The sequence below is a fragment of the Xylanibacter muris genome, from assembly GCF_013166605.1.
In the GTDB taxonomy this organism is placed as follows: Bacteria; Bacteroidota; Bacteroidia; order Bacteroidales; family Bacteroidaceae; genus Prevotella; species Prevotella muris.
The window spans coordinates 32,850-46,689 of the sequence record NZ_JABKKF010000005.1 but is presented as its reverse complement, the minus strand read 5'-3'; the positions used below and the strand labels follow the sequence as shown (position 1 = coordinate 46,689).

General features: G+C 48.8%; 6 protein-coding genes. 3 read left to right on the top strand and 3 right to left on the bottom strand.

The features are described 5' to 3' along the window. The first annotated feature begins 342 nt into the window (after positions 1-342). From HPS56_RS06515 to kduI, 3 genes are all read left to right on the top strand, one after another. On the top strand, positions 343-3,186 hold the full coding sequence (locus HPS56_RS06515) for a hypothetical protein (RefSeq protein WP_172275365.1): 2,844 nt from the start codon (positions 343-345) through the stop codon (positions 3,184-3,186). A 155-nt stretch (positions 3,187-3,341) separates the two neighbouring features. After that, the gene (locus HPS56_RS06510; protein ID WP_172275364.1) at positions 3,342-4,727 is read left to right on the top strand and encodes a PTS galactitol transporter subunit IIC; all 1,386 of its coding nucleotides are present in this window, start codon (positions 3,342-3,344) and stop codon (positions 4,725-4,727) included. Positions 4,728-4,766: 39 nt separating this feature from the next. Next, complete coding sequence (gene kduI / locus HPS56_RS06505; RefSeq protein WP_172275363.1) at positions 4,767-5,723, top strand: 5-dehydro-4-deoxy-D-glucuronate isomerase; 957 nt, start codon at positions 4,767-4,769, stop codon at positions 5,721-5,723. Between the two features lie 499 nt (positions 5,724-6,222). On the opposite strand, the gene HPS56_RS06500 is transcribed toward kduI, so the two are convergent. From HPS56_RS06500 to HPS56_RS06490, 3 genes are read right to left on the bottom strand one after another with little or no spacing between them, the layout of a single operon-like run. Then, the gene (locus HPS56_RS06500; RefSeq protein ID WP_172275362.1) at positions 6,223-7,122 is read right to left on the bottom strand and encodes a sialate O-acetylesterase; all 900 of its coding nucleotides are present in this window, start codon (positions 7,120-7,122) and stop codon (positions 6,223-6,225) included. 9 nt (positions 7,123-7,131) lie between these two features. After that, on the bottom strand, positions 7,132-9,132 hold the full coding sequence (locus HPS56_RS06495) for a sialate O-acetylesterase (RefSeq protein ID WP_172275361.1): 2,001 nt from the start codon (positions 9,130-9,132) through the stop codon (positions 7,132-7,134). A gap of 11 nt (positions 9,133-9,143) precedes the next feature. Beyond that, positions 9,144-13,787: a rhamnogalacturonan lyase family protein gene (locus HPS56_RS06490; protein ID WP_172275360.1), complete on the bottom strand. Its 4,644-nt coding sequence runs from the start codon at positions 13,785-13,787 to the stop codon at positions 9,144-9,146. Positions 13,788-13,840 lie beyond the last annotated feature (53 nt).

Here is a 13,840-nt window from a genome sequence, read left to right as displayed (position 1 = left end):
AGGCCATTCTCTTTCGATGAACATGCCATTCATCGAGCATGAACATGCCATTCATCGAAAGAGGATTTTACACCTACTCAAATATGTAAATAGATTTCAATTTTTTCCTCTCAACATCTTTTTATTAATTCCGATTGAGCTTCATACTCTATATGACCTTATTGCAGCCGCAAACAAATAGGCCATCAAAAACAAACCGGACATTTGATTTTGGGAAAAACCATACATATTGCCTTGTGGCAGGATATGCCGTATAATAACGAATTTATCTGTATGTCAACATAATAAAAGCCATTTATCTGCGTTTTTATCCAATAACGGTACTAACAAAAAAATTGAGAAATGAAAATAGCCACACACCTTATCCTTTCATTCGTTATTATATGCGGATTTTCCGCACCGGCATCGGCCGAAGACACGCCAACACTGCCGTACGGACTTGAGACAATACGTCAGACCCTGGAAAAATCATCTGCAGAGACAATACAGGAAAAAGTTTACATACATACCGACAACACATGCTACTTCGTAGGTGACACCCTATGGTATAAGGCATACGTGGTGAGGGCGGACAACTTCAAGCCCACCGATATGAGCCGAATATTATATGTGGAGTTGCTCACCCCCGACGGTTTTCTGGTTGAACGGCAAAACATCATCGTAAGCGACAAGGGCTTCAGTTGCGGAAACTTCACTCTTAAAGACTCACTCTATTCCGGATACTACGAGCTGAGGGCATACACACGATGGATGCTCAACTTCAACGCCTACGAGCGCAGATTCTCGAAAAACGACTCCTACTTTTTTTACAACAAGGCAATGGCCAAAGACTATTTCAGGGCATGGGACGGTCTTTACTCACGCGTGATACCTATATACAGCAAACCCGACCAAGCAGGCGACTTCACATACAAACGCATGTACCAGCGGCCGCACCAGCGCATACGCAAGGCACGGCCAGAGAAACTGCATGTCTCGTTCTATCCCGAAGGCGGACATCTTGTGAAAGGTGTGGAAAACAGAGTGGCTTTCGAGATTACCGACCAAGAAGGCGCAGCCGTAAATGTCAAGGGATTCATTTACACGAAAAACAAGGACACGGAAAGAATCTCTGCCACGCCCCGGCACATGGGACGCGGCACATTTAACGTTACCCCTGGTGACGAACGCCTGTACGCTTCATTCACATGGCGCGGAAAGGAATACACATTCCGATTGCCTGAAGCGGAAAAAAGCGGAGTGGCAATGAAAATGAATGGGAAAAAAGTGACCGTCAATGCCGCTGAAATGGAACAGGGAACAAACTACGGGCTGTCCGTCACATGCCGCGGTGCACTCAAACATTTCCAGCAGGTAGCCGTTCCGCATACTGGAAGCATCACCATCGACATGCCGGACCTGCCGACGGGAGTGAACGACATCACTCTATTTACCGACTACGGACGTATCGTGGCCGACAGACTTTTTTTCGTGAACAACAACGACTATGACGGCCACATTATTGAAATAGACAGCGAAATGAAGAAACAGTATGCGCCATACGAGAAAATTTCCATTTCGATGAAATGCAGCGATGTGCCGGAGACATTCTCCGTCGCCGTCAGAGACACGCGCACCGACGAGCCTTCCTACAACGACGGAAACATCATGACAGACCTTCTGCTGGGCAGCGAGCTGAAAGGATTCGTGGCAAACCCCGCCTATTATTTCGAATCAGGGGACGAGGCACACAAAGAAGCGCTCGACCTTCTCATGATGGTGCAGGGATGGCGAAAATACAATTGGAACGAACTCGCCGACACTGCATATCTTAACAGACGCTACACTCCTGAGAAAACAATGACCGTGGAGGGATGCGTATATAAAATGCTATCAATAAACGAGATTGAGCTTGACGAGATAGCAAACTGGAAATTCGGAACAGGCTACGGAGGTACCAAGACCGACAAAGATTCTGAGGACATATCCGCTACAGGCAGCGAAGCTGACGACCGCGGACTGATATCCACAGACGATATTTCCACAGGCACTGAGGCATCAGACGGTGGTGTGATAGATTTTATAAGCATCAATGATGCCAACAGCCAGCTCGGAGTAAACCACGGGAACCTGCGCCGCGAAGTGCTGATCGAGGCAGAAGTGGCTCTCGAAGGCGGTTTTGCCGCATCCACCCAACTTACACACAACCGCGGACGATTCCTCTTCGAAATTCCGCCGTTCTACGGAACAAGCATACTGAACATGAAAGCATACAGCGAAAAGGATTCCGTGAAAAAGAACATGACATCAAGAGCCGACAAGAAGATTCTCGATGAAAGCGCATATCCCGACTATTTCGTAAAGCGCGACATGATATACCCCACATCGGCAAATCCTTACAGCTATTATCAGGACCATGCTCCCGAATATGTTCTCCCTACCTTCACCGATACCCTAAGCGAACTGTCGATGGAAAACGACGAGCACCTGCTCCAGAACGTCAACGTGAAAGGCAAACGCAGGGGCAAGAGAGCCATCGACTACAGAAAGCCCGCATTCATGACAGACGCATACGACATCTACAACGACATTACCGACTACGGTCTGAGCTTCGGCAAAGTGGACATGCGCCAGTTTCCGCAACAGGTTTGCCGGTTTCTTTTCGGAAACATGAACCGGTACAACCGGTATAACGTGGCGGCACGCATAGACAACTACACATACTACCGTAACTTCAAGCCCGACATGGAAAACGCAGAAAACACATGGAACAACAAAAGCAGCGGGGAACTGATGGAAATACTGAAACTTAAAAGGCTGAAAGACATCAAAGTATTCACCGATTTCGAGCCGAGAAACGCAGACTCTACAATGGTCACCGACGAATTCAGCCCCGATGCCACCGTAGAACTTGTAACATTCGCCGACAACGCTGTGCAGCCTACTTTCCGCGACCGCCACTATGTCCTGAAGGGTTTCAACGAAGCGGCCGGCTTCTACCAGCCTGATTATTCCACCCGGGTGCCACAATCTCCCGATGACTACCGCCGCACACTATACTGGAATCCCAACGCACGTCCTGACGAGAACGGGAAATTCACTGCCACGTTCTACAACAACAGCAAGGAAACACGCATAAAAGTAAGTGCGGAAGGAATTTCACCCGACGGAACAATAATAACCACTGCCCCTAATTATGCAAAATAGCATGCGTTTTATTGGAAAAGACAGAAATTTTGACTATATTTGCACGCGTTTTAGCAAAGACAGAAAGACAACAGACATTCCTCTGCTGCCTCTTCCCGCGTCACAATCATTACAAATACTTACGAAACTAATCAGAAAATAAATACAAAACAGACATGGAACAAGTTTTTAGCTATATCGTCGGGCTTGGTGCACCGGTGATGATGCCTATCATCTTCACGATATTAGGCGTATGTATTGGAATAAAGTTCAGCAAGGCCCTGAAATCAGGTCTTTACGTCGGTGTGGGTTTTGTCGGGCTCTCCGTTGTGACGGCACTGCTCACCGACTCGATGGGTCCCGCGCTGAAAGCCGTGGTGGAAAGTTTCGGCCTTGAACTGCAAGTGTTCGACATGGGATGGCCTGCAGCGGCAAGTGTGGCATACAACACATCTGTGGGAGCATTCATCATACCCGTATGTCTTGCCGTAAACCTGCTTATGATTTTCACACGCACCACAAAAACCGTGAACATCGACCTATGGAACTACTGGCACTTCGCATTCATAGGAGCAATGGTATACTTTGCCACAGACAACACCTATTACGGATTCGGCGCTGCAATCGTATGCTATATAATCACACTGGTGGTGGCAGACATGACGGCAAAGAAATTCCAAAGCTACTATAAAGACCTCGACGGAATATCAATCCCGCAGCCTTTCTGCGCAAGCTTCGTGCCGTTTGCGGTAATCCTCAACAAAGCCATGGACAAGATTCCAGGCATCAACAAGATTGACATCGACGCGGAAGGCATGAAAAAGAAATTCGGTCTCTTCGGAGAACCGCTATTCCTTGGCGTGGTGGTTGGAGTAATCATCGGTGTGTTCGCCAAATACGAGCTCCCGAAGGTTCTTATGCTCGGTGTGAAAATGGGAGCCGTAATGGAACTTATCCCCAGAATCACAGGACTGTTCATCGAAGGCCTTAAGCCTATATCCGAGGCTACAAAAGAGCTTATCGCACGGAAAATGAAGAACTCTTCAGGATTCAACATCGGAATGAGCCCCGCTTTGGTGATCGGCCATCCCGTGACTCTCGTTGTTTCAATTCTTCTCATACCTGTAATCATCATTCTTTCATTCGTATTGCCCGGCAACAAATTCCTGCCGCTGGCATCGCTTGCAGGCATGTTCTACCTTTTCCCACTCGTGCTTCCTATCACAAAAGGCAACGTGTTCAAGACATTCGTAATAGGACTCGTGGCACTCATCATCGGAGTATACTTCGTGACAGACCTCGCACCGGCCTTCACAGCCGCAGCCACCGATGTTTACGCCAAGACACAGGATACCGCAGTGAAAATTCCCGGAGGATTCGAAGGAGCGGGCGCACTCGACTTTGCATCTGCCCTGTTCTGCTGGGTGATATACCATCTGAGCGTGACAATAAAATATGCCGGTCCGGCAATACTCGCCGTCATCACGATTGGAATGATGCTGCTCAACCGCAGAAACATCATGCGTGAGACAAAGAACAACCGCGAAGAGGAAACAGAATAAAAAAACAGAGACAGCAATCAAAAACAGCAAAACAAAAATATGAAAAAACTATTTCTATCAGCGGCAATCATTGCCGGAGCAATGGCCGCACAGGCACAGACAGACTACACAATCCAGACTGCATGCAACCCGCAGGACGTAAAGACCTACGACACACAGAGACTGCGCAGCGCGTTCACAATGGAGAAAGTGATGGAGGCAGACAAAATCCATTTCACATACTCTATGTACGACCGCGTGGTATACGGTGGTGCGATGCCTGTAGGCAAGGTCCTGAAACTCGAGACCATAGACCCTCTGAAGGCTCCTTTCTTCTGCTTCAACCGTGAGCTTGGAGTGATAAACACAAGCAAAGGTACGGCAATCGTAACCGTAGACGGGAAAAAATATGAACTGGAGTTTAAAGACGCGCTCTATGTCGGACGCGGCTCTAAGGAAATAACATTCGCAAGCAAGGATGCCGCCAATCCTGCAAAACTGTATCTCAACTCGACTACAGCCCACAAGGAATATCCCACGCAGATGATCGTGTGCAACGATGCCGCACGTGCAAAGAAACTCAAATGTCTCAACTCAAACAGCTTCCGTGCAGGAAAGATGGAAGAGAGCAACGACCGCGTAATCAACCAGCTCATAGTAAACAACGTTCTCTCAGAGAAGAACGGCGGTAAGGGAGGCCCCTGCCAGTTGCAGATGGGACTTACTGAACTTGCTCCCGGCTCTGTATGGAACACAATGCCAGCACACACTCACTCACGACGCGTAGAGGCATACTATTATTTCAACCTGCCCGAGGGCAATGCCGTGGCACACTTCATGGGCGAGCCTGACGAGACACGCGTGGTATGGCTGCACAACGAGCAGGCCATAATGTCGCCCGAATGGAGCGTACACTGCGCATCAGCCACAAGCAACTACATGTTCATTTGGGGTATGGGCGGAGAAAACCTCGACTACGGAGACATGGACAAAGTCCAGTATCTCGAAATGAAATAAGAAACAATATTCCATCTTCATATCTGCCGGCACGGGAGCATACCCATGCCGGCATTTTTATTTGCATATACCTTTTTTCATTCCCTTCGGAGAATCGGACGGGTTTCTTCACATCGCGAAGCAATGTGTACAGTATTTTGTCATACTTTCATGTCAACACCTATGACACGTGCCAAAGGCACGTCCCTACATATAGGATGAGAATGATAATACGAAGGGCTTGGGAAAAATGAATAAGCGATGTGAAATATCTTCCACAAGTAGGGACATCGCTGTGCGATGTGTCATGAAATCCATTCAGCATGGGATGTCTTACCGCATGACACGTGCCAAAGGCACGTCCCTACCCGTGGATGAGGGCAACAGTACGAAGGTTTCAAGCAAGCTGAATGAGCAATACTTTTTTACAGGACCGCAATCACCACATAATATCCTGTCAAGTAAAAAGTCCCCTCTCCTGGCTATATATTTACTTGACAGGATATTCCATACACCTGATTCAATTGGGCCTCCTGACTTTCAAGGCCTTTCCCTTCACAAGCTTCAGTTCGACAAGCTTGTTATACATCAGCTTTCCTACATATTCCGTCCATGGACCGTCGAAATGCAACTGGTCGTCAAGCAGGCCTACATAGCTCAGATCGATACAGTATACATTCGGAAGCTCCGCCGCCACACGCTTCTGGGCCTCCTCCACCTCACGACTGTACTGCTTGCTCTTATGCGGCACTGTGCCGAAAATAAACGGAAGCGTCTTGTCGGCCTCATCACCCGTGACGGCATATATGGCGTTGCGCATGTAAAGAATCATATCCTTAAAGTTCTTGTAATAATGTCCGGCCTTCTTTCTGTCGCTCTCCCCCTGGTGCCACATTATTGCCTTCACGTCATACCCTCCGTCAAGACGGCTCAGAGTGACGTTCACGCAATCGGCAAATCCTTCCGTGAGCGACTTTGTCAGCGACTTGCCGGTGGTGATGTCACCGCGGTGGGCATTATTACGGGATATCCACTCACTGTCGGCACACCATACGGGACGCTTCGGAAGAGTGGCAAGAGTGTCGATGGCCGTACCTCCGTAGGTACACTTCACAGCATAAAAATCTCTCTTCAACGCCTTCTCTATCCAATAGTTCGTTACATCGCAGAATGCGAAACGTCCTTTGGGATTATCAAACTTGCGCATGCCGAATTTTCCGTCAGACGAAGTCGTGACGTTGGCAAATCTCAAATATCTGTACGGACAATCACCCTTAAGATAATCGGGAAGCGAGCTTACAAATGCGCGGCCGTCGGAATTTGACTGTCCGGCATAGATGAACACATCGGCCGGTTTGCGGGCCATCACTCCCAAGCAGCACATCAATATCGAAAGAAGAAAAAATCTGTAATTTACCATTTTAATATCTTATTTGAATAAATACTTACGTCCTCCGTTTATAAACAATCCTTTTGAAGGCCTGGATACTTCTTTGCCGGTGATATCATACCAGCGACCGGTCTTAAAGTTTTCACCGACAATAAAGGTCATACCCGTAATACCGTCGTCTATCTTTATCACATCCCTGTCCGTCTCCGGCATCTGCAAATAGGCCTGCCCTTCCAAGGTATATACTGATTTGAGTTTATGAAAGTCCGAGACTCCATCTACCGTGCGCAACACATAATTGCAATATGCAATCCCATCACGTATCTCGACAGCCGGTATCTCTTTCTCACCCGGCACTGCCACAAACAAATTGCGCCCGATCACTGTATCTGTCTTTATTTCCGGCGCACCTATCATACATTCCTCACCTATCAAGAGTACGCCTGTATTGGCCGGTATCGTGTCTGTCTGCTCAAGAGCAAGCACATCGTTTTTCTCATCATATCCTACAGCCACGTATGCCTTCACCAAATCGGAATAAGGCTTAATGCAACATGCCTTGTCGCTGCTAAACATGACCTTGCCATCTGCACCGACCAGTATCTGTACATAAGGAGACGTTATTTCAATACTATATACATAAATGGCGCCACCATTGGAATGGAATATAAGATCGACAGGCTCCTTTAATGATTCCTTCACGCGCCACACGTTCGTTACTTTGCCAGTGGATTTTATCCCTCCGCTCACTAACTCAAGATACTCACCGCTGTCAGTGGTCAGTCCGCGCTCGCCTTTTGCCGACTCCGTCACTATGGTAACCGTCTGACCGGGAGAGACCTTAGGCACTTTCATATAAAGATTGTCGCCATAGAAACAAAGATACTTGCCGGGATTTATAATGATACGGTTTCCTGAAGAGCATTTGAAAAACAGTCCCTTTGTCTTCGGGAAAATATAGTTGCCGGAGGCCGCCAACTCCTGCTCCACAGACATCGACTTTGAATAACGGTGACCGAGCTTCTGGAACATTGGCCAGTCAGCATCCGTCTCAAGTGCGCTAACGGCCTCACTTTCCCATTCTTCCGTGAACATCCATGAACGCTCGGCCTCTACCTTAAGCGTATCGCTTGCGCTCGGAATATGAGGTTTCTCCACTTCCAGCTCCTGACCATCAATAATCTCATGGGCCACAAGCATATTATACATCTTCTTGCCAAGGTACTCCGTCCAGGCCGAGTCAAAATGCAAGGCATCGGAACGCAGGCCGGCATCGCTCATATCTATATAGTATACGTTTGGAAGTTCTGCCGCCACACGCTTTTGGGCCTCTTCAACTCCGCTGCTATACTGTTTGCTGTTGCGCGAAACTGTTCCGAAGATAAACGGCAGCGTCTTGTCCTTCTCACGTCCGGTAATCTGATAAACGGCATTGCGCATATAATTTATCATATCCTTGAAATTCTTGTAATAATTTCCGGCCTTGCTTCTGTCGCTCTCTCCCTGATGCCACATTATAGCCTTCACGTCATATCCCTTATCAAGTCTGCACAGCGTGACGTCCGCACAGTCGGCAAGACCTTCGGTGAGCGATTTTGTTAATGAGCGACCCTCATCTATATTGCCTCGATAAGCATTGTTTTTTGCTATCCATTTCTCATCGGCACACCATACCGGCAAATGGGCGTATGTGGCGGCTGTGTCGATGGCCGTACCTCCGTACGTACACTTCAACGCATAGAAATCTTCCTTAAGGGCCTGCTCTATAAAATAGTTGGTCACATCACAGAATGCCCAACGTCCGCTGCGGTTTTCAAAGGTTCTGGTACCAAACTTACCGTCACTCGAACTCGTGACATTTGCAAAATGCAGACAATCGTATCCCTGCTTCAGATATACAGGCAATTCACTGTTATATACACGGCCGTCGGCATTTGACTGTCCGGCATAGATGAACACATCGGCCGGTTTCTGGGCAGAAACAGCATTGCCCCCGATTATGAGGGCAATAGCTGTATATAATATTCTTTTTATTGTCATGAAATGCGATATTATTTCTTTATTACTTTCTCACCGTTAATAATGTATACTCCTGAACCAAGTCCGTCAAGAGCCTCGTCATTACGTACATTTCCGCGAATCTTAATACCGTCAACGCTGTAAACATCGACAAGCGTGTCATCTGCGACAATGCCTTTGATGCCGGTAAGGGCTTTTACCGTAAGCACGCCATCGGAAAGCAGGCGAGAATCATCCCATTCAACCGTATGTGTCCCGCATTCGGTCTTCAGAACGTATGTTCCGTTGTTCGCACCGCTTCCTGTAAATACTGTGACAGTTTCGCCTTCTGTAAGCACACGGTCAGCAGACACCCTGATAAGAATAGTGTCACCGGAATGTGTCGTCGCACCGTCAAACTTGAACTTATCATTAGCGGCAGAGCCGGAACTGCTCTTTCCGACCTTAACAATCAGAGTGCTGCCCTCACGCATCGACACGGTAGAAGTGGCTTTAAATGTACCGTAGCCGCCATTCAGACCCGCTGCAACAACACCACCCTTCATACAGTTGACACGTGACGCACAACCGTTACCTGTCAACACCGCGCCTTCTCTCACGACCACCGTGCCTGAAGAGAACGCATTAGATGCAAGAGCGCTGTTGCTGAGCTGGAGCGTTCCCTCCGCTACGGTCACAGGCGATGTGCTGCCATTACCTTTCAGTGTGAGCACACCCTTACCATATTTATATATGTTCTTGGCCGTGAGAAGGCCGGAATATGTAGTGTTCTCGTTGTTATATCCCACCTCGTATGTATCGGAGCCGTTGCCAAGCTTACAATCTGTTGCCGTCGACTGCAACGCACCGATCTTTGTCGTGACTCCTTTTGCACTCGAACCGTTGGAAGCGTAATGTCCGACAACTGCTCCAGGATCGAGTTCGAATGTTGTCTTGCGCATATCGGTCACGTTGTCCATCAGACGGAAATTACCTCCATTGGCAACAAGTGTTCCCTCAAAGGCGGAGAAGTTTCCGCCTACATCGCTGCGCACTCCCGTAGACACAATGGTAAGACGGCCCTTGCCTTTGAATGTCCCGTTCACGGCACCGCGTGTCGTGCCTTTGATAACACTTGAGGTACCCTCCTCTACCGTCACGGAATAATCGAATATCGGCCGTGTGCTCGAATTGTTCATGTCGATAAGGTTTACCTCACCGCCGGCAAGCACCATCGGAGAACCTTTGCGTCCGAAAGTCGCGCGCCAGTCGCCCTGGGCAACGATACCCTTCTTTATTATCATACCGGCAAACGGAGATTCCCCGGCATAGTTGAAATTCAGTTGGCCCGGACCATCCTTCACAAGATAACCGCTGCCTTTCACTATATTCTTGAACGACACGGAACCTTTGGCGTTTGTCACGTTAACGGCCGATGTGTCGGTAAGAGTGACAATATGGTTGGTTGATACATTGTCTGCCGTGACTTTCAGTGTACCGCCATTCATTCGGAAGAAACCTTCATCTGAAGAGGCTGCGCCCAACGGACCGGCAACACCGCCATCGCTGAGGTCTGAAACAGTTACTGTTCCTTCATTTATTACCGTCGCACCGGTATAGTCGCTTCCGCGAAGATTTATCTTCAGTTCGCCACGGCCGTTTTTGGTCAACGCGCCTTCACCGCTGATACCTCCATCACCGCTTAGCGTATACACACCATTGTCGAAATCAAAGGTCACACCTTTTGTCTTCACAAGATTGTCTACTGTGATGTCTCTTACAGAAGCCTCATCACCAAACACCACCTCGTCACCGGAAACAAATGCTGTACTGTTGCCGCCGGCAACGAAATTCTTTGCCTTATAGTCCCACAGGCCACTCTCGTTTCCTGTCCACGCCACATCCTTCTGCGGGGCACGTGTGGCATTGACTGTCAGAACGAGACTGTTTCCATTCTCCACAGTAATGTCGAAGTCGTATCCCTCAAGACCTATAGTAAGGATGTCTGCAGGCTCGGCCGTAAGCTTTCCCGTGCATTCGGCAAGCAGATAACGTCCGGCCATAAGCTTTTCTTCACGCGAATCCACGGTAAATGTGTTGTCACCGGCAAAGGTCAGATCACCGTTCACCTTTATATGCGATGCCTTACCACCGGCGGCATTCACCTCTATATATACATTACCGGGGATGACAAGACTCTGTCCGAAAATGAGTGTTCCGTATATGTCGGCATCAGTTCCCGGCATTATACGGCACCCCTGATAGTTAAGCGCGCCTTCAAAGGTCATGCTTCCGTTTACAGTACCTGTTCCGGCAAGCGTTCCCTTGGCACGCAGGCCGATAGGAGCATCCACTGTTCCATTAAGCACAAGCGTGCCTTCACTGATGACGACATTTCCGGTACTTACAAGATTATTGTTTATCGTTGCCGTACCGAGCATAGATTTGACAAGCTCCATGTCACAGGTTAGAACGCCCTGTCCTCCGAAAGTATAGTCGTGCCCTGCCGGATTCATTATATACACTGCCTTCGGAGCAATATTTCCAGTGATTTCTATAGGCCGGCCGCACTCGCCGCTTATATCGAATATCACAGATTTTCCATCGGCATAGCCTTGTGCGGATGTCTGGTCGTATGATGTAAAGCCGCCGCCTCCGGCCGTCCATGACGCACCGTTGCTCCACCTCAGGTCGGCAACCATTACCGGAGGAACGGGAGGTGCCGGCATGTCACCACCGAGATAGAACGATGTGTTCGGGCTCTGATAATATCCGCGTGTAGTGCAGTCAAGACGGTAGTGAGGATCTTCCTGAAGTGTATATATGCTGTAGTCTGTAGGAATGTCCGTGGAATATCCCACAAGACCTGTACTCGTGTCGGCATTCTGCTTCATGAGTATCACCTCTTCACGCCAGTCTCCGGTGATGTCGCCAAAGAAAGCCGGACGGATGGCCCATCCGGTATGTACGGCCCATTCGCTGGCCTTGGAGAACTCATACAGACGCGTACCACCGTATGTCTGTACCATAGCGTTCGTACCATAGCCGCTACCGCCCGGAGAAGAGAGCATCTCACGCTGTAAGTTGCCGTCCCACCAGATTCCTTCTGTCGGGAAAGGAGTGTCACCGCTCTTTATAACATCCCCATGACAGTCGTAAAGATTCTGCATGGTGCTGAATATCTCATAACCTTTGTGGTCGGGGTCAACGTCCATACACTCACCGCGTGCCACATCAGTGACCGTCGGCAGATACCATTCCTTTATCGGCTTGCCTGTTGCCGCATCATAAAGTATCTGTCCGAGAAGATTACTCTGCTGTATGGCAAAGACCTCCATGCCGGGACGCTCCGGATCTATATCGCTGACACGGAAACGGTCGCCATGGCCTATACCGGCCGAATATACCATTCCTTTAACCGGATTGACGGCATAGCCGCCTTGAATCATATCGTCGATACCGTCACCGTCGACATCGGCCACACGCATGGAATGGAACTCTGCGGGCCACGGTGTCTTGTCGTTGCGGCTCCACGTATAGCTGTGATGCCAGTTTGCAGGCCGTCCCTGATTCCAGTCGTAACTCCACACAAACACATAATCGTGATGCGAACGGTCTGATTTGGTACGGTTCAGGCATTTCATCACAAGTGAAGGATGAACACCGTCGAAATAGCATATACCGAAATGACCGCACATGAAAGCATATTCGGTTCCGTAGTTATCATCCATATAGTCTTTGCGGTTGTCACGGCCATAGCTGTCGACACCGTCAGTGACCTCTGAATATTTCAGTTCGCTGCACTCTATCTCCGCACCTGTTGCGGCATCGACAACAGACACATAAAATGGAGGATTGCGCTTTGTCTGACCAACAGTACCGTCACCGCGGTAGTCAACGATACCGTCACCATCGGTGTCGGCAACGCTGCTGCCCATGGCATATTTGCCCCACGTGTTGTTGGCCGCATCCCAGAAACGGGTACCGTCAGAGGTTTTTATGATCACTTCGCACTTGCCGTCGCAGTTGATATCGTATGCAACGACCATGTCATTCTGTCCCGCACAGATATCCACATTCGGTCCCATGTCGATAGTCCACAGACAGGTGCCGTCAAGCTTGTATGCCTGCAGTTTATGAGACGTGCCTGTCATGCCGCCACCGGTGCCGCTACCGCCTGCATCCGGATCAATCTCAACAGCCCCGGCATACAGACGGTCTACAAGAACTGCGTCAAACTCACCGTTGCCGTCAAGATCCATCGGCCATACATACTTTGCCTTATAATCATTGGGATTGAGAACCTTTGTCTCAAAATTGAAATCAAAGAAAACATCCTTATAGGCTTGCTTCTTGAAAAGAAAAGGATTGCTCATCTTACTTTCCACACCGTCTTTTACGTATGTGACGGCAAGTTCTGTGTCGTAGGGAATGACAGAGCGCGTTGTCTGATAGTTGGTTTTCGTTATAGGTTCGGTATTTACCTTTGTATAACCACCGCCGTTGCTGCGCTTGTACAGGTTGTATGTACATCCGTCAGGTTCCTGGGCCAGTTTCCTCCAGGTGACGAGCACATCCTGCCGTGCATTGTCGGTGACAGCAACGACACCTCTGCCTAAAGGCTGCTGTATGCGCTGGGCATACATCCCTCCGGCCGTCATGACCGAAAGGAGAAAGCATAAAGTCAATTTTTTCATCTTATCATTAGTTTTCAGTTATTTCCTTCAAGTGTTTTTATGCTGCAAATATA